Genomic DNA, 25198 nt, shown 5'->3' on the forward strand with positions numbered 1-25198 from the left:
GAGGGAATATTTTGATCATGCTCAAGCCACCCCAATCAACCCTTTGACCAGCAGAATAAGCAATATATGCAGCTCAACCGACAACCAGAGGAAAATGATCATTCATCGACAAAGAGGATCTTCATTTACCTCTTGACGCGAAACGAATCTACGCTTATACCAGTTGGTTAACGGAATTCGCCCCCCCAGACAGGGCTTGATGATCAAAAATCCATAGTGATCAAATCTTCAACAGTCACCCGATCATCACTGTAAGTAATAAAACCTGCTCTTGGTGGCTATAACCAGCGAGAGCGGGAATCCCCCCCAACGATCGAAAACCCTTGTGAGTGAGCTTCCAGGGACCCGGCTGCTATCAAGTTCGTCGCCGATAAAACTGTCGACCTGTGCCACACGACCACACCCGAGGGCAAGCAAGAAATTAGCCGAGGTGGCTTGTGACCGTTTCTGTCCAGAACCAGCTCACATCGTACCAGCAGGACATTTGGGCAGCGAACTCACAGTTTCCCGAACTGCCGCAGTTCAACATCTTCATCTACGACAGATTCGTCGGACAGGTCGACGTAAAAGTACTCGCCGAATGCCTCAGCAGAGCAGCTCAACGCAATGAGGCCGCCCGACTGCGGTTCGGGGAGACGGCCGGAATCGCCCACCAGTGGATCGAACGCGACGCGACCGACGTCACCGTGATCGACTTTTCCCGGGAAGACGACCCGGCGACGGCCGTGAGCGAATGGATGCGGCAATCCTTTCAAACGCCCTATGACCTCACCACGGATCACCCATTCGACCTCGCCATCATCAAAGAAAGCGATTCTGTCCACTACGCCTATATGAAGTCGCACCACATCGTCTCCGACGCCTGGGGATTACACCTCTTCATGTCCCAGGTCCGAGCCGACTACGCCCACACGGTGCGAACGGGGAAACCAGCACAGCTCACGGCGCCGTCGTTTGTGCGTCAAGTCGAGGAAGACGCCCGCTACCGCGCCTCCCACCGCCACGAGGAAGATCTGGCGTTCTTCCGCGACGCCCTGGCCGGCGTCGAACCGGCACTGTTCCCGCGCCGCTTTCCCAGCGGTGCGCGCCGCACCCGGCGGCACGCCTTCACACTGGAACGCTCCCTGATCACCGAAAGCAAAAAACGCGGCGAGTCGCCCTTCACCCTCTTCTCCGCCGCCGTCGCGCTCTACCTGTCCCGCATCCACCGCACCGACGAAGTCGTGCTGGGAATCCCGCTGCTCAACCGAGCCGGGAAGGAGACCAAGCAGACCGTCGGGGAGTTCGCGAACACGCTGCCGCTGCGCGTCAACACCGCCGCGGGACAGTCAGTGACCGACCTGCTCGCCCAGCTCCGCGACGCCACCCGCACCCTGCTGCGCCACCAGCGGGCCCCACTGGGCGAAGTGGTGCGCGCGTTACGCGACAGCGGCCAGCGCACCCAGCAGCCCTTCGACACCACCATCTCCTACCTGCGCTGGCCCACCGCCCCCGAACTGCCCGGCGTCTCCTACGAGACGGTCGCCCAAACCCACGCCCACGACCAGGACGCGCTGGCGATCTGGGTCTACGAACTCGACAACGAGGCTGACGTGCTCGTCAACGTCGAGTACGGCGACGACGTGTTCGACGCTGATTTCCCCATCGAGGCGGCGGCGCGCCACATCGAGACGCTGCTGCGCGGCGCACTGCACGCCCCTGAGACACCACTGGACGAGCTACCCATGCTCTCGGCGGCAGAGCACGCCGACCTCACCCGCGCCAAAACCGCGACCGACGCCGACTTCCCCACCGAAGCCACCCTGCCCGACCTGCTGGCCGATCAGGTGGCGCGCACCCCGCAGGCGTCCGCGATCGTGACCGCCGGCGAGGAGCTGACCTTCGCCGAACTCGACAAGCGTGCCGAGCGGGTCGCCCGCGCGCTGCGCGCCGACGGCGTGGCCCCCGAGGACCGAGTCGCCGTGCTGCTGGAACGCGGCCCGCACCTGCCGGCCGCCATCCTGGGGGTGCTGCGCGCCGGTGCCGCTTACGTGCCGATCGACCCCCGCCAGCCGCACGAACGCATCCACCTGCTGCTCACCGACAGCGGCGCCACGGTAGTGCTCGTCGACGACAGCACGGCCGAGGTGGCGCGGGCGTGTACCACAGCGGCCACCCGCCACGTCGGCGCGCCGCCGGCCGTCGCCGAACCGGCCGACGGGCCGACCGGCTCCGCGGCCACCGCCGAAAACCTGGCCTACGTGATCTACACGTCGGGCTCCACCGGCACCCCCAAGGGGGTCATGGTGGAGCACCGCTCGGTGGTCAACCGACTGTGGTGGATGCAGCGCCGCTACCCGATCGGTCCGGGTGACGTGCTACTGCAAAAAACCCCGATCTCGTTCGACGTGTCGGTGTGGGAGCTGCTGTGGTGGACGTTCACCGGCGCGTGCCTGGCGGTGCCGCCGCCCGGCGCCGAACGGGACCCGCGGGAGTTGCTGGCGGCGATCGCGCGGCACCGGGTAACCGTGGCGCACTTCGTGCCCTCGATGCTCGGTCCGTTCGTGGAGCTGCTGGAAAGCGACCCACATGCGCGCCGCGACGCCGCGTCGCTGCGGCTCGTGGTGTGCAGCGGCGAGGCGCTGTCGCCGTCGCAGGTGGCGCGGTTCCGCCGCGTGTTCGGCGGCGCGGTGCAACTGGCCAACCTGTACGGCCCCACCGAGGCCACCGTCGACGTCACCGCGTTCGACTGCCCGGATGCGCCCCTGGACCGGGTGCCGATCGGGCGCCCCATCGACAACACCCAGGTCTATGTGCTGGGCCGCCACAGCGAGCCGCAGCCGGTGGGCGCGCCCGGGGAACTGTGCGTGGGCGGGGTCGGCGTGGCGCGCGGCTACCTGAACCGGCCGGAGCTGACCGCGCAGCGGTTCGTCGCCACCCCCGTCGAGCCCGGCGGCCGGCTCTACCGCACCGGTGACCTCGCCCGCTGGCTGGCCGACGGCGACCTGGAGTACCTGGGGCGGCTCGACGAGCAGGTGAAGATCCGCGGCAACCGGGTGGAGCCGGGCGAGGTGAGCAACCACCTGGCCGCGGTACCCGGGGTGCGGGACGCGGTCGTGGTCGACCGCGTCGACGCCGACCGCGGCACCCACCTGGTCGGCTACTACGTGGCCGAGGCCGAGCTCGACCCGGTGCTGCTCCGCGACGAGTTGGCCGCCCGGTTGCCGGACTTCATGGTCCCGGCCTACTTCGTGGCTGTTGCCGCGATCCCGCTGACCCCCAACGGCAAAACCGACCGGCGCGCGCTGCCCGAGCCTCGCGTGGGCGGCGAGGCGGGCCGGGCCCCGCACGGCGCGGTCGAGGAGGGGCTGGCGGCGGTGTGGGCGCAGGTGCTGGGGGTGGAATCGGTGAGCGCCCACGACGACTATTTCGCGCTGGGCGGCGACTCGATCCTGATGCTGCGGCTGCGCGCGCTCGCGGCCGAGCGCGGTTTGAGTTTCACGCTGGCCGACCTGATGGCCGCCCCGACCGTGGCAGCGCTGGCGCAACGGGTGCGGGTGCGCGCTTTTGCAGTCGATGCGACGCCCCGCCCCTTCGAGCTGGTGTCCGACGTGGACCGGCCGCGGCTGGCGTGGGCGGTCGACGCCTACCCGGTGCCGCGGCTGAGCCTGGGGCTGCTGTACCACAGCGACCAGCCCCACGAGTCCTCGCTGTACCACGACGTGTTCCGCTACACGTTGGCGTTGGCGCCGCAGTGGGACGAGGCGGCGCTACGGCGGGCCTTCGCCACGCTGGTGCGGCGCCATCCGGTGCTGCGCTCCTCGATCGACCTGGCGGGCTATTCCGAGCCGCTACAGGTCGTACACCACGAGGTCACGGGCGGGCTGGAGGTTGTCGACCTGCGCTCGTCGACGCCTGAGGCGGCCGAGGAGCGGGTGCGCGAGCACGTGGAGCAGCGGCGGTTCCACCACTATGTGTTCGAGCGGGCGCCGCTGTACCTGTTCCGGGTGCACCTGCGGCCGTCCTCGGTGGATCTGGTGTTCAGCTTCCACCACGCGATCCTGGACGGCTGGAGCGCGGCCACCCTGGTGCTGGAGCTGGTGTGGGGCTATCTGCACGAGACCGGCGCCGAGGTCGAGCCCGCTCCAACGGCGGCGCTGCCCACCGGCGCGGGCCACGTGCGCCAGGAGCGGCGGTCGCTGGCCTCGCCGGAGGACCGCGAGTACTGGCGCGAGCTGCTGGCCGGCGCGGAGGCGACCAGGCTGGAGGGGATACGGCCCCACGAGCCGCCGGTGGAGGCCACCCCCACCTCCCACCGTGTCGACGTGCCCGCCGAACTGGTCGAGCTGGTCGAGGCGACGGCGCGGCAGAGGGCGCTGCCGGTGAAGTCGCTGCTGCTGGCGGCCCACGTCCTCACGCTGTACCTGTTCGCCGGCTCCGACGACGTGACCACGGGCCTGGTGACCCACGGCCGGCCCGAGACCGGCGAGGCCGAGCAACTGACGGGGCTGTTTTTGAACACGGTGCCGCTGCGGGTGAACGTGTCCGGCCCGCGCAGATGGCTGGACGTGGTGCAGGCGGTGGCCCAGCGCGAACGCGAGGGCCACGCGCACCGCCACCACCCGCTCAGCGCGATCCAGGAGAGCACCGGCGTCACGCTGCGCACCGCGTTCAACCACGTGAACCTGCACCTGCTGGAGTCGCTGCACCGGCTTTCGGGGGTGCGGCTGCTGGACGTGGGGGTGTGGGAGGAGACCAACTTCGACCTGTTCGTCAACCTCATCGTCGACCCCGGTGGCGGCGACTGGTACGTGCGGGTCGACACCGACGGGGTCACTCTCAGCCCCACCCAGGCCGAGCTGGTGGGCCACACCTACGTGCAGGTGTTGCGCCGCCTGGCCCAACGGCCCGAGGAAGCGGTGGACTTCGGCTTCCTGGCGCCCGAGCGCGGTGTCGTACCCCGCCCCGAGCCGCTGGTCGGCGTGCTCACCCGCATCGAAAACCAGATGACGGCCACCCCTGAGGCCCCCGCGGTGGCGCTGGGGCAACAGCGGTGGAGCTACGGGGAGCTGGATCGGGTCTCGCGGGCGGTGGCGGCGAACCTGCTGGGAGCCGGGGCGCAGCCGGGCGCGCGCATCGGGGTCGCGCTGGACCGCTCCCCCGAGATGGTCGCCACCGTGCTGGGCATCCTGCGCGCGGGGCTGACGTGCGTGCCGCTGGACGTGAGTTACCCCAAGGAGCGGCTGGCGGTGATCGTCGCCGACGCCCGCCCGTTCCGGGTGATCACCCACCCCCACCACGACCACCTGGTGGGTGAGCCCGCGATCACGCTGCACGCGGCCACAGTCACCGCCGAGGCGCCGGAGGTGGAACTGCCCACGGTCGCGCTGGACGACATCGCGTGCGTGCTGTTCACCTCCGGGTCGAGTGGCCGTCCCAAGGGCGTGGAGCTGCCGCACCGGATGTGGGCCAACTACGTGCAGTGGCAACTGCGGGTGCCCAGCGGGGTGCCGGGGGCGCAGACACTCCAGTTCGCGCCGTTGAGTTTCGACATGAGCTTCCAGGAGATCTTCGCGACGCTCAGCGGCGGCGGGATGCTGCGGCTGGTGTCTGAGGAGGACCGGCTGGACTCCACCGCGCTGCTGCGGCTGCTCGACCACTACCGGGTGGAGCGGGTGCTGCTGCCGTTCGTGGCGCTGCAACGGCTGGCCGAGGCCTCCGACGCGCTGGGGATTCGGCCCAGCGGGCTGCGGGTGATCATCTCCTCGGGGGAGCAACTGCGCGCCAGCGAGGAGGTGCGGCGGCTGTGCGCGGCCCTGCCGGGGGTGCTGCTGGAGAACCAGTACGGACCCACCGAGACCCACCAGGTCGCCGCGTTCACCATGCCCGAGGACCCGGCCCGCTTCCCCAACCTGCCGCCGATCGGCACCCCGCTGGACGGGGTGGAGATCCACGTCCTGGACGCGGCGATGCGGCCGGTGCCAGTGGGGGTGAGCGGCGAGATCTACCTCGGCGGCGACTGTCTGGCCCGCGGCTATCTCGACCGGCCCGAGCTGACCCAGGAGCGGTTCCCGCCGCACCCGCTACGGCCAGAGGGGCGACTGTACCGCACCGGCGACGTGGGCCGAGTGCTGCCCAACGGTGCGGTCGTGTGGCTGGGCCGGGCCGACGACCAGGTGAAGGTGCGGGGTTTCCGGATCGAGCCGGCCGAGGTGGAGTTGGCGATCCTGCGCCAGACCGACGCGGCGGCCGGCGTGCGAGAGGCGGCGGTGGTGGCGCACCGGCGCGACGGTGTCGACGCTTTCCTGACGGCGTTCCTGGTCGGCGACCCCGAGGCGGTCGACCTGGACGAGCTGGCCAACCAACTGCGGGCGAAACTGCCCGCCCCCATGGTGCCCGCCCACTTCGTGTGGCTGGCGGCGCTACCGCTGACCCCCAGCGGCAAGCGCGACGACGCGGCGCTGCGGGCCATCCCCCCGACCGAGCGGGCACCGGCCGAACGGACCCCGCCGCGCGACACCTACGAGGAGGCGTTGGTGGAGCTGCTCGGGGAGCTGCTCGGGGCGAACGACCTGGGGGTACACGACGACTTCTTCGAGGTGGGCGGCACGTCACTGACCGCGATGCGGCTGGTCGTGACGGTGGAGAAGCGCTACGGGGTGAACATCCCGCTGGCCAGGTTCATCCAGACCCCCACCGTGGCCGGGCTCGCCGAGTGGCTGCGGGCGGGCGCGGCCGTCGCCGAGTTCGACCCGCTGGTGACGCTCCGCGCCACCGGCGAGCGGCCGCCGCTGTTCCTGGTGCACCCGCTGGGTGGGCACGTGCTGTGCTACCTGAAACTGGCCCGGCACCTGCCGCCGGAGCTGCCGGTGTATGCGCTACAGGCGGCCGGCAGCGAACCGGGCAGCGAACCGCTGACGAGCATGCGCGACATCGCCGCCAGCTACGTCGAGGCGATCCGGCGGGTCCAGCCCCACGGCCCCTACGTGCTCGGCGGCTGGTCCTTCGGCGGTTTCGTGGCCTTCGAGATGGCGCGGCAACTGCGCGCGGCCGACCCCGACAGCGTCGATCGGCTGATCGTGCTCGACTCGATCACCACCCGACGCGGCCACCCCGTGAGGATCTCCGACGACACGCTGCTGGAGTTCTTCTTCTGGGAGCTGGTGTGGTTCGAGCACAGCCGCACCCCGGCCGAGGGACTGTCGGGGCTGGCCGGGGCCACGCTCACCGAGAAATTCGAGTTCATCACCGAGCGGGCGATGCGCGCGGGCGTGCTGCCGTGGGGAACGTCGCAACGGGCGGTGCGGCGGCTGTTCACGCTGTTCAAGGCCAACTGGCAGGCACTCATCGACTACCGCCCCGACGTCGAGGCCCACGACATGGTGCTGCTGCGCGCCGAAGGGGCGCTGCCCGACTCGCTCACGCCGATGCACGACGCAGCCGGAACGTTGTACCAGGACCCGGCCAACGGCTGGCGGGACTGGACGAGCGGCCGACTGGACGTGATCAACGTCCCCGGCGACCACCTGGAGTTGATGGACGAGCCCCACATCACCGTGGTGGCCAAACACATCGCTGACCTTGTGCACGGTCCCCACCAGCACGATTGGACGCGCGCATGACCACGAACCGAACGAAGAAAGCCCTCGTGATCGGCGCCGGCATCGGTGGCCTGACCGCCGCCGCCGGGCTGGCCCGCGCCGGCTACGAAGTGGAGGTCTACGAACGGGCCAGCGGGCTGCGCCCGGCCGGCACCGCGCTGTCGCTGATGAGCAACGCTTTGACGGCGCTGGACACGATCGGGATCAAACCCGACTTCGAGGGGCGCGCGGTCGTGTTCGACTCGCTGCGGTTCCTGACCCGCACGGGACGCCCCATCCGCACCATGCACTTCGGCGAGATCGCGGCCGAGGTAGGCCAGCCCAACCTGGCCATCCACCGGGCCGACCTGCAACAGGCGCTGCTGGAACAGGCCGACGGCTGCAAGGTCGAGGTGGGGGCCACCGCCACCGGGTTCACCCGGGTCGGTGACGAGGTGCGCGTGGACTTCCAGGACGGCCGGCAGGTCTACGGGGACGTGGTGATCGGCGCCGACGGGTTCAACTCGGCGATCCGGCGCGGGCTGGTGGGCGCCGAGCAGCCCAACGACGCCGGCTACATCTGCTGGCGCGCGACCCCGCAGTTTCGCCACCCCAAGGTCACCGACGGCTACGCGGCGCACTACTGGGGGCGTGGCCAGCGGTTCGGACTCGTCGACATCGGCGGCGGCTACGTCTACTGGTGGGCCACCAAGAACATGCCCGCCGCCCAGGCCCGAGTGTGGCAGGGCGGCAAGGAGGCCATAGCGCGGCTGTTCGCCGGTTGGGCACCGGAGGTGCGCCAGACCATCGAAGCCACCCCCGCCGAGACGATCCACAGCGTCCCCGAGGAGGACCGTCCCTTTCTGGAGCGGTGGGGCGAGGGGCCGGTGACGCTGCTAGGTGACGCCGCCCACCCCATGGTCTCCAGCCTCGGCCAGGGCGCGGCCATCGCGATCGAGGACGGCGTGGTGCTGGCCCAATGCCTGGCCTCGACCGACGACGTGGCCGGCGGGCTGCGCGCCTACGAGGACCACCGGCGCGAACGCGCCCGCGCCATCGTCGAGGCGTCGCGGGGGCTGAGCCGCATCGAACAGCTCCAGCACCCGCTGTGGACGCTGGGGCGCCGGCTGTACTTCCAGTTCGCCCCCGAACGGACCTTCCGCGAACAGAACCAGGCCGCGTTGACGTTCCAAGGAGTGCCCGCATGACCGAGATTGACCGCCCCCTCTCCGGGGTGGAGCGCTGGTACTGGCTGTGCGACCAGTTCTCGCCGCTGAACGTGATAGCGCGCGTGCGGGTGCACGGCGCGCTGTCACCGGAGGCGATGCGGCGGGGCCTGGACGCGCTGCAAGCGCGCCACCCGCTGCTGCGCACCGCGATCGAGCAGGCCGACGACGGCACGTCGCCGCGCTGGGTGCCGGCCCAGGGACGCCCCATCCCGCTGCGCCACGTCACCGGCGCCGCAGACGGACAGTGGGTCGACGAGGTCAACGAACACGAGCTCGCCGAGCGGGTCGACTGGCGCACCGGCCCGATGATGCGCGCGACCATCGTCAGCGCTCCGGGCGAGGTCCACGACCTGCTCGTGATCGTGCCCCACATCATCGCCGACGGCACCACGGTGCTGACGCTGGCCCGGCAGTGGCTGGAGCTGGCCGCGACCGCCGTCACCGCGCCACCGCGGCCGGGCGCCGAGCGGGCGCTGCCGCCTCCCGACGCCATGCTGCCCGAGCGCCACCGCGGCACCGAGGGGGCCGACCGGCTCGCCGAGCAGACCGCCCGCGACGAGGCCACGATGACGCAGTACCAGCCCGGCCGGATCGAGCCGACCGTGCAGCTCCCGTTGGAGCAGCGCCGCACCAAACTGGTGCACCGGGAGCTGACGGGTGCGCAGCTCGACGCGGTGCTGCGGGCCTGCCAGCGCGAGAACACCACCGTGCACGGCGCGCTGACCGCGGCGATGGTGCAGGCCGCCGCCCGTGACGCCGACCAGGCTCACACCCACGTCGCGATCGGTTCGCCCATCGACTTCCGCGACGGCCTGGTGCCGCCGGTGGCCGGCCACGAGGTCGGTACCTACGTGGCCACGGTGCCCTCGGTGATCTCCTGCACGGCGGATCTGTGGGAGGCCGCCCGCGCGGTCAACGCCGACCTGAGCCGCCGCAAAACCGACGAGGACCACTTCTGCCTGGTCAACATGGTGTCGAGCCAGTGCCCGGAGTCGCTGGACCAGGCGCGGCCGTTCCTGGAGTTCATGGAGAAGAACGGCCCGATCAACCTGTGCGCCTCCAACATCGGCCGCTACGACTTCCCCGACACCATCGGCGACTGGCAGCTCTCCGACGCGCAGTTCCTCACCGGCATCTCCGTCAACGGCTACTTCGTGGCCACCATCAATACCAGCCACGGCCGGCTGTTTTGGAACTTCACCTACATCGCCGAGGCCATCCCCGACGCCCGCGCCCGCCACCTGGCCGACGACTGCCTGGCCACCCTGCTCTCGGCCACCGCCGAGCATGTCCACCCCACCGTCGAGCCGGAAAGTACGTGATGTTTCGCAAATCCGCACCACTGCCCCCTGACGGCAAAACCGTGGTGATCACGGGAGCCTCCACCGGCCTGGGCCGGGAGTGTGCGCTGCACCTGGCCGCGCTGGGCTTCACCGTGTTCGCCGGTGTCCGCAACCCCGAAGACGGCAAGCGGCTGGTCGACGACTCCCCTTCCGGCCGGGTGGAATACCTGCTCATCGACGTCACCGACGAGGAGTCGATCCGGGCCGCGGCCGAACAGGTCGAGTCCCGCGTGGCCGGCGACGGCCTGTGGGCGCTGATCAACAACGCCGGCGTGTGCATCTCCGCTCCGCTGGAGTGCGTCTCCTCCGACATGCTGCGCCACCAACTGGAAACCAACGTCATCGGCCAGGTCGCGGTGCTCCGCTCGTTCCTGCCGCTGCTGCGGCGCGCACGCGGGCGGGTGGTGAACGTGACCTCGGGGCTGGGCACCGTGGCGCTGCCCTACATGGGGCCCTATTCGACGGCGCAGTTCGCCAAGGAGGGCATGAGTGACGCGCTGCGGCGCGAGCTGGCCCCGATGGGGGTGGCCGTGTCGGTGGTCAGCCCCGGCGCGATCATGACCCCCATCTGGGACAAGATCTCGGCCGACGGGCTGGCCGCGCTGGCCGGCGCGCCCTCAGACGTGGCCAACCTGTACCGCCAGACGTTCGTGCGGTTCCTGCGGACCAACGAGGAGGGCGCGCGCACGAGTAAGACCCAGCCCGCCGACGTGGCCAAGGCCGTGCGGGCGGCGGTCACCGCCGCCCGGCCCAAGACCCGCTACCGCGTGGGCGCCGACGCCCGGCAGGGCAGCGTGCTGGCGCGGCTGCTGCCCGACACCGCGATCGACGCCTCCTTGCGCAAGATCGTCACGCCCGACCCCACCAGCGAGGACAACGACCATGTCAGACACTGAGCTGCGGCTGGGCGAGGAGCTGATCTCCCCCCTGCACCCCGTCTACGACGGTGTCCAGGTCCAGCAGCCGCCCGGCCCGCCCTACCAGGCGCCCGACCACCCGGTGTGGGTGGTGACCCGCTACCGTGACGCCAAGACGGTGCTGGCCCACCCCGACGTGCGCCGCGACGCCGAAGGCGCGGCCGAACTGTTCACCCGAAAGACCGGCGTGCACCGGCCCGCCATCGGCGCGGCCCTGACCGGGCACATGCTCAACGCCGACCCGCCCGACCACACCCGGCTGCGGTCGCTGGTGGGGCGGGCCTTCACGCGGCGCCAGGTCGAACGCTGCCGGCCGCGTATCGAACAGCTCACCGAGGAGCTGCTGGACCACATGGCCGCGAAGGGCCACGCCGATTTGATGGGCGACTTCTCGGTGCCGCTGACGATCGCGGTCATCTGTGAACTGATCGGCGTCCCCGAGGCCGAGCGCGGCCACATCCGCTCCTCCTGGGAGCGCCAGGCCGAACTGCTGCCTCCCGAGCAGGCCGAAGAGCTGGCCCAGGAGCAAGCCGCCTACCTGCGTTCCCTGATCGCGGCCAAACGTCGCCAACCAGCCGACGACCTGCTCACCGCGCTCATCGAGGCCGGCGACGCGGGCGAGAAGCTCACCGACAGCGAGCTGGTCGCCATGGTGCACCTGCTGCTGATGGCCGGCTTCGAGACGACGATGAACATGATCGGCAACGCCGCGGTCACCCTGCTGCGCCACCCCGACCAGCTCGCCGCGGTACGCGACGACCCGGAGCTGCTGCCCGGCGCGCTGGAGGAACTGGTGCGCTACGACAGCCCGGTGTGCGCGTCCATGCTGCGGTTCACCGCGGCCGAGGTGGAGTTGGACGAGGTAACCATCCCCGCCGGCGAGTACGTGCTGGTGTCCAACTTCGCCGCCAACCACGACCCTGACCGGTTCGACGAGCCCGACCGGTTCGACCTCACCCGCAAGCCCGAGGGCCACATCGGTTATGGCCACGGGGTGCACTACTGCCTGGGCGCCCCGCTGGCCCGCCTGGAGGCGCGCATCGCGCTAGGGCAACTGCTGCGACGGTTCCCCGACCTGACGTTGGGGGTGCCCGTCGAGGAGCTGCAATGGCTGCCCATCACCTTCCTGCGTGCCCTGATCAGCCTGCCCGTGTCGCTGGGCACGCCGGCACTGTCCGCACCTGACCGCGCCTAAGAAAGGACGAGACGCTATGGCCACCGGCAGTACCCCCCAAACCCCCGCCCAACGGATTCTGGTGCGCAGCCTGGAACTGCTGGAAAACGGGGACGCCCGCGGCTGGGTCGACCTGTTCCGGCCCGACGGGGTCCTGGAGTTTCCCTACGCCCCGGAAGGCTGGCCCAAGCGGTTCGAGGGCCGTGACGCGCTGTGGGCGCACATGAGTAAGTTCCCCGAACACCTGAGCGTGACGTTCTCCGGAATCGTCTTCCGCGAGACCGCCGACCCCTACCTGGCGATCGCCGAGTTCCACGGCAACGGCACCGCGCTCTCCTCCGGGCGCCCCTTCGTCCAGGAGTACATCTCGGTGCTGTGGAGCGACGACACCGAGATCGTGCACTACCGCGACTTCTGGAACCCGCTGCTGCACCTGCAAGCCCTGGGTGGCGCGGAGGCCGCCGCCCAAATCGTGCAGAGCTAGGTTCTGTTTTTTGAAAAGGGCGGCCAGGGGCGACGGTGGGCGCACGCGGGCAAGCGCGCCCCACCAGGCTTGCAGGATGTGGCGCACCACGCCCGGTAGGCGCACACGGGCGAGCGCGCCCGCTGTCGCCCACGCGGGCTGCCGAGATCGCGAAGCGATCGAGGCACGAGCGGACGACGAACACCGCCGCAGCCCCACCCCCAGCCGTTCGAAAAACAACAACCTAGCCCCCTCAACCTCCGATCCCCATCCCGCCATCCCGGCACCGCGGCCGGGCGGCTCTTCTACCGCCAGTCCGTCCGGCGAGCCCACCCAGGGGCGCCGGAGTCCCCTCTCACAGATGAGGATGCCTGTGAACCCCATCCTGGAAACGTTGCGCTCCATCGCCCACGAACGCAGCCAGGGAGTTCCCGACGAGGATTTCATCCTGCGCAGCATGTGGCGGGTCGACCACCGCTCCCAGCCCACTCCCTACGAGCGTTTCATGGTCTACAGCTTCGTGATGGCCCAGACCGTACGGCAGGGATGCAGCTACGCCGACTTCGACTCGATCCAACTCGGCGAGTGGAGTGACCAGCTCATCGGGCAGGACGCCCGTGAGGTGAGGGGCTCGTGCCGGGAGGAGAACATCGCGCTGCTGGACGCGGTTTTCGGCGCGCTGCCGCGCTCGCCCCACGAGACCTACACCGTCAACGGCGGGACCGTGGCCAAGCCGCTGGCCCGCTCTCGGATCGTCGTCGCCGAGGCGATGCGGCTGCTACGCCGCCACGGCGGGAACCGGGTGGCCAACGTCGGCGTGATCGGTAACTTCATCCACCACCTCAAGCAGGAGGGGGTCGACGTCACCGCCAGCGACTTCGACCCGGAGCTGATCAAGCACGGCATCCTCGACGTGCCGGTGGTGTCGGGCCGGCAGAGCCCCCAAGTGGTGGCCGAGGCCGACGTCGCGCTGGTGTGCAGCGAGACCCTGGCCAGCGACACCCTCGACGAGCTGGTGGCGGCGGCCCATGACAACGGCACCAAGCTGGTGCTGTTCGCGGTCACCGGCTGCCACTTCGCCGAAGAGTACTGCCGCACCTTCGGCATCGACGCCGTCATCTCCGAACCGCAGCCCCAGTACCTGTTCCAAGGGCCCTCCACGCTGGAGGTCTACCGGCGTGAGGATCTAGCCACGCGGGCCCTGCGCTAGGTCGTTGTTTTTCGAACGGCTGGGGGTGGGGCTGCGGCGGTGTTCGTCGTCCGCTCGTGCCTCGATCGCTTCGCGATCTCGGCAGCCCGCGTGGGCGACAGCGGGCGCGCTCGCCCGTGTGCGCCTACCGGGCGTGGTGCGCCACATCCTGCAAGCCTGGTGGGGCGCGCTTGCCCGCGTGCGCCCACCGTCGCCCCTGGCCGCCCTTTTCAAAAAACAGAACCTAGCCGATCGCAGCGAGCCGGAAGGCGGGAAACCATGGGAGACTCCACACAGCGCGGCGCCGTGCTGGCAGGGCTGGGCACCTACCTGCCCAGCTACGTACTCACCAACGACATGCTGGCCCACGTCGTGGACACCTCGGATGAATGGATTCGGACCCGCACCGGCATTCGGCAGCGCCACATCGCCGGCGACGGCGAGCGTACCGGCGACCTGGCGGTCGAGGCGGGCGGCCGAGCGCTCGCCTCGGCCGGGGTGGACACGGTGCAGGCGCTGGTCGTGGCCACCACCACCCCGGACCAGACGTGCCCGGCCACCGCGCCGCAGGTAGCCCAACGGCTGGGACTGGGCACCATCGCGGCCTTCGACGTATCGGCGGCGTGCAGCGGGTTCCTCTACGCGCTGGCGACCACGACCAGCCTGATCCGTTCCGGGCTGTTCGACAGCGTCTTGCTGATCGGCTCGGACACCTTCTCGACCACGCTGGACCCCACCGACCGCTCGACCAGGGCGCTCATCGGTGACGGCGCCGGGGCCGTGGTCGTGCGCCGCGGAGCCCCCGACGAGCCGGGGGCTCTGCTGGACTTCGATCTCGGCAGTGACGGCAGCAAGGTCGACCTGCTGCTGGTGCCGGCCGTCACCCCAACCCAGCGCGCCGAAGGCCGGGCCGACAACTACTTCCAGATGCGGGGCAAGCCGGTCTTCAGCAACGCCGTGCTGCGGATGACCGAGTCCGTGACCCGGCTACTGGCCGAGGTGGGCTGGGAGGCCGGCAAGGTCGACCACCTCGTCCCCCACCAGGCCAACGCCCGCATCCTCACCGAGGTGGCCAACCGACTCGGGATCGAGCCCGAACGCACAGTCGTCAACATCGACCAGGTCGGCAACACGGTCGCCGCCTCCATCCCGCTCGCGATGGCCCACGGCGTGCAACAGCGGCGTATCCGCCCCGGCGACCGCGTCGTTCTCACCGGTTTCGGCGCGGGGTTGACCTGGGGCACGGCCGCGCTGGAGTGGCCCAACCTGACCGACGTCTCGATCTAGAACGGAAAGGCTGTCATGGCACGTGACATCGAAAACCGGCTGCTGGTGTTGATCAGCGAGCGCAGCGAGGTGCCCGTCGACGACCTCACCCCGGAAACCGCGCTGGAGGATCTGGGGTTCGACTCGCTGGTGCAGGTGGAGTTGGCGTCGCAACTGAGTCAGGAGTTCGACACCTTCGCCGTCGACGACGAATTGGAGTTCGCCGAGACCGTGGGCGATCTGCTCACCGCGGTGCGCTCGGTCACCCCCTAGGGCTCTGTTCTTCGGAAGGGGCGGCGAGGACAAGGGGCGGTGCGAGAAGCGGGTGAGCGTCTCCGCCGTCGCCTTCGCAGGCTGCCGAGATCGCGAAGCGATCGAGGCACGAGCCAACGAAGAACACCCCCACGACCTCACCCCCAGCCGTTCGGAAAACAGGACCTGACCGAGAGGAGCGCTCATGGCACCGCAGGCTCTCCAGGTGGCCCGCGAGTTCGTGCGCACCGAGATCTTGGAGCGCGACGCCGAGCCCGACACGGGGGTGCACGCGCGGTTCCGGGAGAGTGGGGTGGCGAACTGGTGGCTGCCCGAGTCCACCGGCGGGTTGGGCCTACCGCTGGTGGAGGGGGTCGACATCGCCGCCGCGCTCGCCTACGGCGACGCGGGGCTGGCCTTCTCCTCCTTCGTGTCGATCGTGGGCACCAGCTTGCTGGAACTCTACGGTGGCCAGCGACTCCAGCGGGAATGGCTGAAGCCGCTGGCCACCACAGGCGGCTACTGCGCCGTCCTGGGCAGCGAGCGTGAGGCCGGCAGCGAACTCGACCGGATGGACACCACCGCGGCGCGCGACGGCGACACCGTGGTACTCAACGGGACGAAACTGTTCTCCACCAACGCCGACGCGGCCGATTTCTGGATCGTGTTCGCCCGGGCAACAGCGGGAATGGAACAGCCCTACGTGGCTGTGGTAGTGCCGCGAACCGCTCCGGGAGTTCGTATCGAGAAACGCTGGAACACACTCGGGCTGGCCACCTCACCGGTTTACCAGGTCTCGCTCACCGACTGCCGCGTAACAGCCGAAAATGTCCTGGCAGGGCACGGGTTACGGCTGTTGGAAATTGGCCTCAACCCCAGCCGTATTCTCATCGCGGCCACCGCGGTGGGGATAGCGCGGCGAGTTCGTGATCTGTGCATGGGGTATGCCAAGAACAAGCCGCTCAAAGGAACGACACTGGCCAAGAATCCGATCTTCGCCGACAAACTCGCGCAGATGGAGGTCGGTATCGAGGTCATGCGCTCGCAGTGTCGGGCCGCCGCCCGCGACTACGACGCGATCATGGCCGGCGCGGACCCGGCGGCCGGATTCGCCCGGCGGGGCGCGTTGAAGTCGGCGTTGGTGGCGAAAGTGTACTGCGGTCAGACCGGCTGGCAGATCGCCGGCACCGGATCGGAGGTCTTCGGCGGGCTGGGCTACACCGACGAAGTGGCGATCGGTCGACTCGTGCGCGACATGCGATTCGTGTCGCTGGTGGAAGGCGGCGACGAAGTGGTACGGGAACTGCTCTACGCCCGGCACGTGATGCCACCCGCGAAACGCTCCTGAGGCTACCGAGGAAAAGATCACGCGCCACGTCGACACGCGCAAAACAGTCCGATTACCACCTGGTTGTCCCCTTCAACGAGAGAACATCTTCGACTCCCGGTGGCCTCCCGTACCGGGCGCGTGGGGGTTTTGCGGACGAAACCGGGAGAGCAGCGGGATAATGTTACGGCATGGGGAGTTCTCTGTTCGACCAAAAAGACATCCACTGACCGGCCTCCGTTCGCTGAGTGCGGAAAAAGCCTGGTCGCCACCTACCGGGCGTGCGCCGACAGTGAACACGGCTGAAAATCACGGGGGCGGCGGTCTAACGTCGCAATCGTCGCAATCGCTTCGATTCACAGACAGGTGTTGGAAATGCCGAATGCTCTGCACAACCCCGATCCGAGTGACATTCGCATGGCCGGTGACCCGGGAACGGGGTTGATGGGCGACCAGACGACCCAGCAACTGCTGAGCCAGCGCATCGTGTTCCTCGGCCAGGAGGTCAACGACGAGATCGCCAACCGCATCGTGGGGCAGTTGCTGCTGCTGTCGGCCGAGGACCGCCACAGCGACATCACCCTCTACATCAACTCCCCCGGCGGCTCGGTGTTCGCCGGTATGGGCATCTACGACGTGATGCAGTACGTGCCCAACGACGTGCGCACCGTGGGTATCGGGTTCGCCGCGTCGATGGGCCAGTTCCTGCTGTGCGCGGGCGCACCGGGCAAGCGCTACGCCCTGCCCCACACCCGCATCGTCATGCACCAACCTCACGGCGGTGTGGGCGGCAGCGCCACCGACATCCGCATCATGGCCGATCAGATGCGCCACACCAAGGAAACCCTGATCAACCGGATCGCGATGCACACCGGCCAGACCCCGGAGCAGATCGAGAAGGACGGCGACCGCGACTACTGGTTCACCGCCGCCGAGGCCAAGGAGTACGGCTTCATCGACGAGGTGCTCGACACCACCGCCGACGTCGCCGCGGCCGGCTCGGCCTGAGCGGCCACGACGGCGGCCACCCCACGAGCGGTGCCCACCCACGTGTGGACGCGCTGTGACACGCCTGCGGTGGCCCGGCGCGTTCGCCGGTCGGAGTCGACGGCGAGTGCGCCGGGGCGGTGTGGCCGCCGCCGGCTCAGGTCAGTTCGGGGTCGTGGTCGCCGTTGGCGCGCAGCGCGGGGTTGAAGGCGTCGCGCAGCGTGTCGCCGAGCAGGCTGAAGGCGATGACGACGAGGGTGATCGCCACACCGGGGAACACCGCGGCCCACCACGCCAGCCGCAGGGTCTGCTGCGAGTCGGCGAGCATGCTGCCCAGTGAGAAGCCCGGCGGCTGCACGCCCAGCCCCAGCAGACTCAACGAGCTTTCCACCAGCACCAGCGTGCCCACGCCGGTGGACCACAGGATGATCACCGGCCCGAGGATGTTGGGGGCGATGTGGCGCAGCATCACCCGCAGCGGTGAGGCGCCGCTGGTGCGGGCGGCGGTGACGAAGTCCATGCGTTTGGTCTGCTGCACCGACGAGACGATAGTGCGCGCGTAGTTCGCCCACCCCCAAAACGCCAGGACCAGCATCAGCTTGACGACGCCGGGGCCCATGAAGGCGGCCAGCGCGATCCCCACCGCGGCGAAGGGCACCGCGAACTGGATGTCGGCCAGCCGCATGAGGGCGCCGCCGAGGAAACGCTCGTAGTAGCCGGCCAGCAGCCCCAGGGTCAGGCCGATGGCCGCGGTCGCGGTGGAGGTGAAAAAGCCGATGAGCAGGCTCAACCGTAGCCCCACCAGGATGCGGCTGAGGACGTCGCGGCCCAGCGGGTCGGTGCCGAGCAGGTGGCCGCCCTCGCCGCCCAGCCACGACGGCGGCTGGTTGACCTCGCGCAGCACCTGCTCGACGGGGTCGCGGGGCACCAGCAGGTCGGCGAAGCAGGCGATGAGCACCAGCGCGGTGATCAGCAGCACCGCGACCTTGCCCAACGGGGCGGCCCACACCCGGGCCGCGATCTCCCATCCCTGGGACCTGCTGCGGGGGGTGCGGTGCTGCTGTGGCGCCGCGGGGGTCGTGGTCGTTGTCGTCGCGTTCACCGTGCCGCCTTCGCTCGTAGCCGTGGATCGATGAGCCGGACGCTGGCGTCCATGAGGATGTTCATCACCGTGATCAGCACCGCGAGGCTGAAGACGCTGGCCTGGACCACGGGGAAGTCACGGTTGGTCACACTCTCGACCAGCAGCCCGCCCAGCCCCCTGTAGTCGAGCAGCGGTTCGAGGATGAGCAGCGCGCTGAACATCAGGGAGAACTGCACCCCCAACCACGCCAGGACCGGCGGGAGTGCGGTGGGCAGGGCGTGGGCCAGCAGCACCCGGGCGGGGCTGACGCCTTTGGAGCGGGCGGTGATGACGTGACCGTCGGTGAAGGCGTCGAGGAGTTGGCCGCGCACCAGCCGGCTCAACGTCGCCAGACCGTACAGGCTCAGCACGATCCACGGGATGACCAGCGAGGCGAAGCCGGCGTTGCCGGTGGCCGGCAGCAGGTTCAGGTTGATCGACAGCACCAGCACCAGCACGAGGGCGAGCCAGAAGTAGGGGATGCCGTCGAAGATGAACGTGACCACCATCAGGGAACGCCCCGACAGCCGGGTGGGGCGCAGCGCGGCGGCGGTGCCGATGGCCAGCGCCAACAGCAGCGTGATTCCCAGGGCGGGCAGCACGATCCACAGGCTGGGGCCGAGCCGTTCGAACACCAACTGCGCCGAAGGCACGTCGAACATGAACGACTGGCCGAAGTCCAGGGTGAAGCTGGCGGCCAGCGTGGAGACGTACTGCACGAGCAGCGGCCGGTCCAGGCCCAAGCGTTCCCGGGTCGCCTCGATCACTTCGGGGCTGGCGTCGGCCGGGGACATCAGCGTGGCCGGGTCGCCGGAGAGGCGGGCCAGCGCGAACAGCAGGGTGGCCACGCCCACCGCGACGAAGGCGATGAGGGCGAAGCGACGGAGCAGGTAGAGGGCCATACCAGCTACCGCCGGCTCTCGGGGGACGCGGTCTCGTGGGAGTCCTCGCCGCCGGCGCGGGAGGCGGCCTCGAAGATGCGGGTGAGGAAGCGTTCCCGCTCCTCGGCGAGGCGCTGGGCGTGCTCGCCCTCGGGTTGGGCGGTGTCGATGTCGTCTCGGGTGAGGGTGCCGCGCTCGTCGAGCAGGCGCTCGATGACACTGAGCCGGTCGCGCATCACCCACAGCTCCGAGGCCAGCTCCATGGTGATGGCGAACAGCGCGTCCATGTGCTGGGGCCGGGTGAGGTACACCGGGTTGTCGTTGGCGAAACCGGGCATGGTGTCATCCCTTCTCGCGGTGGGGCGGCCCGGGGGCCGCGGCCACCGGTTGCGGCTGCGCGGTGGTGGAGGAGGCGAAGGTGATGTCGGCCGGCTGTGGGCGGGCGCTGTGGGCCGCGGCCGACAGCCCCAGCTCGCCGGGGAAGTGGCAGGCTACGAACCGGCCCGGGCCAGCTTGGTGTAGCGGCGGCGCTTCCGCGGCGCAGCGCTGCCGCGCGATTGGACACCGCGTGCGGAATACGCACCCCGAGGGCGGGTCGATCGGCGAGGGGATCTCTCCGGCGGGGATGATGCGGTGCTCGGGTGTGCCGCGCGTGGAGGCCAGCACGGCCGAGTAGGGGTGCAGCGGCTCGGCGAAAAGCTGGTCGGTGGGCGACAGTTCGACGAGCCGACCTAGGTACATCACGGCGACACGGTGGCTGATGTGGCCGATCAGCGCGAGGTCGTGGGTGATGAACAGGTAGGTCAGCCCCAGCTCGCGCTGGAGGCGTTCCAGCAGGTTGACGATCTGGGCCTGCACGGAGACGTCGAGCGATGCGGTGGGCTCGTCGGCGATGATCAACGACGGGTCGGTGATCAGCGCGCGGGCGATGCCCACCCGCTGGCGCTGCCCCCCGGAGAGCTCTTGGGGGTAGCGGCTGGCCATGGCGGCGTCCAGCCCCACCAGCTCCAGCATCTGGGCGACCCGATCCCGGCGCCAGGCGGCGTCGCCCATGCGCTGCACCACGAGGGGTTCGGCCAGGGCGCTGCCCAGGCGCAGGTAGGGGTTGAGGGAGGTCGAGGGGTTCTGGAACACCATGGACATGCGGCGCCGCACGTCGCGGCGGAGCCGGGCGCCGGAGGCGCGGGTGATGTCGCGGCCCTCGAACTCGATGCGGCCGGAGGTGGGTTCGTAGAGGCGGATCAGCGTACGGCCGACGGTGGTCTTGCCGCTGCCGGACTCGCCCACCAGCCCGACCGTCTCGCCCTGGCTGATGTCCAGGGACACCCCGTCGACGGCCCGCAGGACGGTGCGCGAGCGGCCCCAGCCCCCCATGGGAAAGTGTTTCGTCAGGTCCGAGACGCGCAGCGCGACCTCGCCGGCCGCCGCGGTCTCACCAGAGGCGGTCATACCGGTGTCCTTTCGATGGGCCGGCCCGCCCCCGCGGAGCCGGCGGTGACGCGCACGCACGCCGAACGCCGCCCGGGCTGGTCGGCCAGCGGGGCGGGTGTGATCGGCGCGGTCGCGCACACGTCGCGGCGGTGCTCGCAACGCGGCGCGAAGGGGCAGCCGGTGATCGTGGCCAGCGGCGAGGGCGGCCGGCCTTCGATGGCGGCCAACTGGTGGCCCGAGCGCCGGTCGGGCGCGGCCCGCAGCAGCGACAGGGTGTAGGGGTGTTGGGGGCGGGCCATGACCTGCTCGGTGGGGCCCTCCTCGGCGACGGCTCCGGCGTACATGACGATGAGCCGGTCGGCGACGTCGGCGATGACGTCGAGGTCGTGGGTGGCGATGACGATCGATAGCCCCAGGTCGCTGTTGAGCTGCTGGAGTAGTTCCAGGATCTGGGCCTGGGTGGTGACGTCGAGGGCGGTGGTGGGCTCGTCGCACAGCAGCAGCGACGGTGAGGCCACCAGCGCCATGGCGATGACGATGCGCTGCAACTGGCCGCCGGAGACCTCGTGGGGGTAGGCGCGCAGCCGCGCCGCCGGTTCGGGGATGCCGACCCGGGTGAGCATGTCGGCGGCCAGCGCGCGGGCGTCGGCCTTGCTCAGCGTGGGGTCGGCGGCGCGGGCCGACTCGACGAGCTGGCGCCCGATCGAGTGCAGCGGGTGCAGCGCCCGCCATGGGTCCTGGAAGACCATGCGGGCGGTGTGGGCGCGGAAGCGGCGCAGTCGCTTGCCCCGCATGGGGACGACGTCCTCGCCGTCGACCACGATCGAGCCGCTGACGCGGGCACCGGGCGCCAACAGCCGCAGCGCCGCCAGCAGCGCCGTGGACTTGCCCGAGCCGGACTCGCCGGCCAGGGCGACGACCTCGCCGGGGGCCACGCGGAAGGAGACGTCGCGCAGCAGCTCGGCGGTGCCGCCCGTGGTGGTCACCGAGACGCCGACGCTGTCGAGGCGCAAAATGTCGGCGCCGCCGGTCACGACGCGCTCCCCTCTGGCTTGCGGGCCAGCGTGACCCAGGGGTAGGCCGACTCGCTGAGCGGCTCTTGGCGCACGTCGACAAACCCGGCCTCGGTGGCGACGGCGACGAGGTCGATGGTGGCGGCGGTGCGCCACCAGGGCTCGTGGCCGTTCTCGGCGTCCCAGTCGTCGTTCCAGGCGTGGTAGGGGCTACGGCGGTGGTAGGGGGCGACGTCGGAGAACACCAGGTCACCGCCGGGGCGCAGGATGCGGAAGGCTTCGGCGAAGACGTTGCGGATGGCGTGGGGCGGGATCTCGTGGAGCAGGATGAAGGAGGCGACCAGGTCGTGGCTGTCGCCGGCCAGCCCGGTGTCCTCAGCGGGAGCACGGACGAGGTCCCAGGACAGGCCGGCCTCGGCGGCGCGGCGCTGGGCGTAGCGCAGTTCGGCGATCGACAGGTCGACGCCGGTGAGGCGGGCGGTGGGGTAGCGCTGGGCGAGCTTCATCGTGAACTGGCCGGTGCCGCACCCCAGGTCGCAGATGTCGGCGTAGTCCTCGCGGGGCGCGAGGTCGGCCACGTTGGCGCGCTGCTGGAAGATGTCGCCGGGGAAGGAGGGCACCAGCAGGTAGCGGTAGACCAGCTCGTGGTGGATGAACCCCATGTGCTCGTGGCCGTCCCACCCGCCGGTGGTGCCGTGGAACTCGTAGCGCCAGTAGCGCGGGACGTGCTGCTCGCCGCGATCGGTGATGGCGGCGGCGTCGGGTGGAGCGGCCTTGGCTGTCAGCTCGGCCGAGCGGTCCTCGAAGGCGTCGACGGCGCGGGGCGTGAGCACGGCGCGGTTCCAGCGCAGGGCGGCGCCGATGAGGCCGAGGTCGCTGTCGTCGGCGAGTTCGGCATCGACCGCCGCGCGCAGCGCGGCGATGTCGCCGCTGCCCCCACTGAGCGCGGTCCCGTTTTCCAGGCGCTCGCGCAGCCGTGTCTGCATCGGCCGCAGGCCGGCGCGCATGGCTTGTAGGAACTGTAGTTCGGACCGGCCGCGCTGGGTCAGCTCGACGTCGGCCCGCATGCCGTCGGGAACGGGGGTCGGGGCGGTGGCCATGTCATTCCTCCAGTCGTGCTCCCGGGACGAACTGAGTCCCGGGGTGGGTGAGCCGGTCGACTCACCCACCCCGGGAGCCCCGGTGGTTCATCTGGTGTTAGGCGGTTTTGGTGGCCTGGTCCAACAGCAGCACGAGGCCGTCGTCGAACTCGATGCCCTCGACCCCTTCGGCGCTGGCCGAGACGGCGGGGCGGCCGAAGGTGTAGAGGACGTATGCCTGTTCGCGGACGTACTCCGCGGCTTCGATCAGCGCCTGCTCGCGGGCCGCGCGGTCCATCTCGGTGCGCTGGGCGGCGTAGAGCTCGTCCCACTGTTCGTCCTCGACGAAGGGCCGCTCACCGCTGGAGATGAAGGAGTAGGGGCGCGAGGCGTCGAAGACGCCGCTGTAGGAGGCGCCCCGGTAGAAGATGTCGGCGTCGGTGCCGTTGCGGAACTGCTCGACCCACACCCCGATCTCGTTGGCTTCGATGGTGGTCTCGAAGCCCACGGCGTCGAGTTGCTCGCCGATTGACTCCAGCAGCGCCTTGGTGCGGGCCTGGCCGGAGAGGGTGATCTCGGTGCCGACCGCGTCGGCCTCCTCCAGCAGTGCGCGCGCCTTTTCCGGGTCGTAGGGCGGGCGCTCGATGTCGGGAGAGTAGCCGAAGACGCCGGGGACGGCGACCTGACCGTCCTCCAGGATGCCGGCGCCGTAGGTGAGCGCCTCGATCATGCCGGGGGCGTCGAGTGCGGCGACGGCGGCCTGGCGGACCTTGAGGTTGTCGAAGGGCTCCTGGGTGGTGTTGAGCTGGAACATGTTCTGTAGCCCGGAGAACTCGCTGTGCACGTCGATGCCGTTGCTGCCGTCGAGGGTCTCGATGGCGCTGGAGTCGAGCTGGTGGGCGACGTCGATCTGGCCGGCCTCGAGCGCCGAGGACAGCGCGCCGGTGTCGGTGATGAAGCGCACCTCGACGTTCGTGGTGGCCGGGGCTTCGCCCCAGAAGCCGTCGTAGGCTTCGTACTCGACTCCGTCGGCGGGGTCGTAGGAGACGATCTGGTAGGGGCCCGACCCGATGGGGTCCTTGCCGAAGCCCTCGGCGCCGCCCACCTCCTGCCAGTGGGCCTTGGGCACGATGAAGATCTGGCCGATGTGGCTCAGCAGCAGCGGGTCGGGCTCGCTCGTCTCGATCTCGACAGTGCCGCCTTCGCCTTCACGGACCTCCTCGACGGTGGTGAGGTAGGCCGCGTTGGCGTACTGCTCTTCCATGACGGTGTTGAAGCTGAAGACGACGTCCTCGGCGGTGACCGGCTCGCCGTTGTGGAAGGTGGCGTCGTCGCGCAGTGTGAAGCGCCACAGCGTGTCGCTGACCTGTTCCCAGTTGACGGCCAGCCGCGGCTGGGGCTGCTCGTCGCCGCGCATCTGGCGCACCAGCGCGTCGAAGGCGTTGAACTGGAACGTGGCGTACTGCTTGTTCAACGGGTTGATGGTGTCGGCCGAGATCGAGGTGCCGATGGTGAGCGTGTCCGCGGTCTCGCCGCTGCTCTGCGAGGAGTCGTCGGGTGGGCCGCAGGCGGTGAGCAGGCCAAGGGCCAGCACCGTACCCAGGCCGGCTTTGGCCAGATGGCGGGGGCCGCGCCGGCTGTGCGCAGAGATCGGGGGGACGATCATCGATCCTCCTCGTCGTTGGCGTTCCCGTGGAAACGCGCCTTGGTGATGCCGTGAAGCCGACCGGCACGGACCGGGGTGTCCTCCGGAGTGGCTGTAGCCGCCCGAACCGGATGGGCGCTGGTTGGGGCGGCGGGTGCCGTCCCCCTGCACGGAACCGGCCGGATGCGCGGATAGGCGTCCGGGCACCGAGCCTTCCGGTGGCACGGCGGCCCCGGCGGGACCGTTGGCGCAGCGCCACCGCCGGCGACATTCGGTGATCAGGATTCGGGCGTCTTACATATTTGAAACATTGTTCCCGC

At 69.9% G+C, this 25198-nt stretch carries 18 protein-coding genes; 11 read left to right on the forward strand and 7 right to left on the reverse strand.

From position 1 onward, the window contains the following. Positions 1-437 precede the first annotated feature (437 nt). The 11 genes from ABD848_RS08255 to ABD848_RS08305 all read left to right on the forward strand — a co-directional run bounded on the left by ABD848_RS08255 (position 438) and on the right by ABD848_RS08305 (position 17727). Positions 438-7601: an amino acid adenylation domain-containing protein gene (locus ABD848_RS08255; RefSeq protein ID WP_344969227.1), complete on the forward strand. Its 7164-nt coding sequence runs from the start codon at positions 438-440 to the stop codon at positions 7599-7601. After that, positions 7598-8767 carry an FAD-dependent monooxygenase gene (locus tag ABD848_RS08260; protein WP_344969229.1) on the forward strand — a complete coding sequence of 390 codons (1170 nt, stop codon included), beginning with the start codon at positions 7598-7600 and terminating at the stop codon, positions 8765-8767. The genes ABD848_RS08255 and ABD848_RS08260 overlap by 4 nt, the downstream gene beginning before the upstream one ends. Continuing rightward, complete coding sequence (locus tag ABD848_RS08265; protein ID WP_344969231.1) at positions 8764-10110, forward strand: condensation domain-containing protein; 1347 nt, start codon at positions 8764-8766, stop codon at positions 10108-10110. Before ABD848_RS08260 ends, ABD848_RS08265 begins: the two co-directional genes overlap by 4 nt. Further along, a complete protein-coding gene (locus ABD848_RS08270) occupies positions 10110-11027 on the forward strand; it encodes an SDR family NAD(P)-dependent oxidoreductase (protein WP_344969233.1) in 918 nt (305 codons plus the stop codon). Before ABD848_RS08265 ends, ABD848_RS08270 begins: the two co-directional genes overlap by 1 nt. Continuing rightward, positions 11014-12243, forward strand: coding sequence for a cytochrome P450 family protein (locus tag ABD848_RS08275; protein WP_344969236.1), 1230 nt, complete (start codon positions 11014-11016; stop codon positions 12241-12243). The genes ABD848_RS08270 and ABD848_RS08275 overlap by 14 nt, the downstream gene beginning before the upstream one ends. Positions 12244-12259: 16 nt before the next feature. Further along, on the forward strand, positions 12260-12706 hold the full coding sequence (locus ABD848_RS08280; RefSeq protein ID WP_344969239.1) for a nuclear transport factor 2 family protein: 447 nt from the start codon (positions 12260-12262) through the stop codon (positions 12704-12706). Positions 12707-13046: 340 nt separating this feature from the next. Then, on the forward strand, positions 13047-13895 hold the full coding sequence (locus ABD848_RS08285; protein ID WP_344969242.1) for a Rossmann-like domain-containing protein: 849 nt from the start codon (positions 13047-13049) through the stop codon (positions 13893-13895). Positions 13896-14153: 258 nt separating this feature from the next. After that, the gene (locus tag ABD848_RS08290) at positions 14154-15161 is read left to right on the forward strand and encodes a beta-ketoacyl-ACP synthase III (RefSeq protein WP_344969244.1); all 1008 of its coding nucleotides are present in this window, start codon (positions 14154-14156) and stop codon (positions 15159-15161) included. Positions 15162-15176: 15 nt separating this feature from the next. Beyond that, complete coding sequence (locus ABD848_RS08295) at positions 15177-15413, forward strand: acyl carrier protein (protein WP_344969246.1); 237 nt, start codon at positions 15177-15179, stop codon at positions 15411-15413. 184 nt (positions 15414-15597) lie between these two features. Beyond that, a complete protein-coding gene (locus tag ABD848_RS08300; RefSeq protein ID WP_344969248.1) occupies positions 15598-16740 on the forward strand; it encodes an acyl-CoA dehydrogenase family protein in 1143 nt (380 codons plus the stop codon). Positions 16741-17163: 423 nt separating this feature from the next. Next, positions 17164-17727, forward strand: a complete 564-nt coding sequence (locus tag ABD848_RS08305) for a ClpP family protease (RefSeq protein ID WP_344969676.1) — start codon at positions 17164-17166, stop codon at positions 17725-17727. A 136-nt stretch (positions 17728-17863) separates the two neighbouring features. Here ABD848_RS08305 and ABD848_RS08310 read toward each other — a convergent pair whose 3' ends face one another. From ABD848_RS08310 to ABD848_RS08340, 7 genes are all read right to left on the reverse strand, one after another. Continuing rightward, positions 17864-18808, reverse strand: a complete 945-nt coding sequence (locus tag ABD848_RS08310) for an ABC transporter permease (protein WP_344969250.1) — start codon at positions 18806-18808, stop codon at positions 17864-17866. Then, entirely contained in the window at positions 18805-19731 is a 927-nt protein-coding gene (locus tag ABD848_RS08315; protein ID WP_344969252.1) for an ABC transporter permease, read from the reverse strand. Before ABD848_RS08315 ends, ABD848_RS08310 begins: the two co-directional genes overlap by 4 nt. 5 nt (positions 19732-19736) lie before the next feature. Further along, a complete protein-coding gene (locus tag ABD848_RS08320; protein WP_344969254.1) occupies positions 19737-20048 on the reverse strand; it encodes a hypothetical protein in 312 nt (103 codons plus the stop codon). A gap of 4 nt (positions 20049-20052) precedes the next feature. After that, positions 20053-21159, reverse strand: a complete 1107-nt coding sequence (locus ABD848_RS08325) for an ABC transporter ATP-binding protein (protein WP_344969257.1) — start codon at positions 21157-21159, stop codon at positions 20053-20055. Further along, positions 21156-22175 carry an ABC transporter ATP-binding protein gene (locus ABD848_RS08330; RefSeq protein ID WP_344969260.1) on the reverse strand — a complete coding sequence of 340 codons (1020 nt, stop codon included), beginning with the start codon at positions 22173-22175 and terminating at the stop codon, positions 21156-21158. Before ABD848_RS08330 ends, ABD848_RS08325 begins: the two co-directional genes overlap by 4 nt. After that, entirely contained in the window at positions 22172-23254 is a 1083-nt protein-coding gene (locus ABD848_RS08335) for a class I SAM-dependent methyltransferase (RefSeq protein WP_344969262.1), read from the reverse strand. Before ABD848_RS08335 ends, ABD848_RS08330 begins: the two co-directional genes overlap by 4 nt. A 97-nt stretch (positions 23255-23351) precedes the next feature. After that, the gene (locus tag ABD848_RS08340; RefSeq protein ID WP_344969264.1) at positions 23352-24899 is read right to left on the reverse strand and encodes an ABC transporter substrate-binding protein; all 1548 of its coding nucleotides are present in this window, start codon (positions 24897-24899) and stop codon (positions 23352-23354) included. Positions 24900-25198 lie beyond the last annotated feature (299 nt).

The sequence above is a fragment of the Salinactinospora qingdaonensis genome, from assembly GCF_039539445.1.
Taxonomy (GTDB): Bacteria; Actinomycetota; Actinomycetes; order Streptosporangiales; family Streptosporangiaceae; genus Salinactinospora; species Salinactinospora qingdaonensis.

Coding starts and splice junctions, on each gene's coding strand:
- ABD848_RS08260 (WP_344969229.1), top strand. CDS start 7,598: ATGACCACGAACCGAACGAAGAAAGCCCTCGTGATCGGCGCCGGCATC.
- ABD848_RS08265 (WP_344969231.1), top strand. CDS start 8,764: ATGACCGAGATTGACCGCCCCCTCTCCGGGGTGGAGCGCTGGTACTGG.
- ABD848_RS08270 (WP_344969233.1), top strand. CDS start 10,110: ATGTTTCGCAAATCCGCACCACTGCCCCCTGACGGCAAAACCGTGGTG.
- ABD848_RS08275 (WP_344969236.1), top strand. CDS start 11,014: ATGTCAGACACTGAGCTGCGGCTGGGCGAGGAGCTGATCTCCCCCCTG.
- ABD848_RS08280 (WP_344969239.1), top strand. CDS start 12,260: ATGGCCACCGGCAGTACCCCCCAAACCCCCGCCCAACGGATTCTGGTG.
- ABD848_RS08285 (WP_344969242.1), top strand. CDS start 13,047: ATGAGGATGCCTGTGAACCCCATCCTGGAAACGTTGCGCTCCATCGCC.
- ABD848_RS08290 (WP_344969244.1), top strand. CDS start 14,154: ATGGGAGACTCCACACAGCGCGGCGCCGTGCTGGCAGGGCTGGGCACC.
- ABD848_RS08295 (WP_344969246.1), top strand. CDS start 15,177: ATGGCACGTGACATCGAAAACCGGCTGCTGGTGTTGATCAGCGAGCGC.
- ABD848_RS08300 (WP_344969248.1), top strand. CDS start 15,598: ATGGCACCGCAGGCTCTCCAGGTGGCCCGCGAGTTCGTGCGCACCGAG.
- ABD848_RS08305 (WP_344969676.1), top strand. CDS start 17,164: ATGGGCGACCAGACGACCCAGCAACTGCTGAGCCAGCGCATCGTGTTC.
- ABD848_RS08315 (WP_344969252.1), bottom strand. CDS start 19,731: ATGGCCCTCTACCTGCTCCGTCGCTTCGCCCTCATCGCCTTCGTCGCG.
- ABD848_RS08320 (WP_344969254.1), bottom strand. CDS start 20,048: ATGCCCGGTTTCGCCAACGACAACCCGGTGTACCTCACCCGGCCCCAG.
- ABD848_RS08325 (WP_344969257.1), bottom strand. CDS start 21,159: ATGACCGCCTCTGGTGAGACCGCGGCGGCCGGCGAGGTCGCGCTGCGC.
- ABD848_RS08335 (WP_344969262.1), bottom strand. CDS start 23,254: ATGGCCACCGCCCCGACCCCCGTTCCCGACGGCATGCGGGCCGACGTC.
- ABD848_RS08340 (WP_344969264.1), bottom strand. CDS start 24,899: ATGATCGTCCCCCCGATCTCTGCGCACAGCCGGCGCGGCCCCCGCCAT.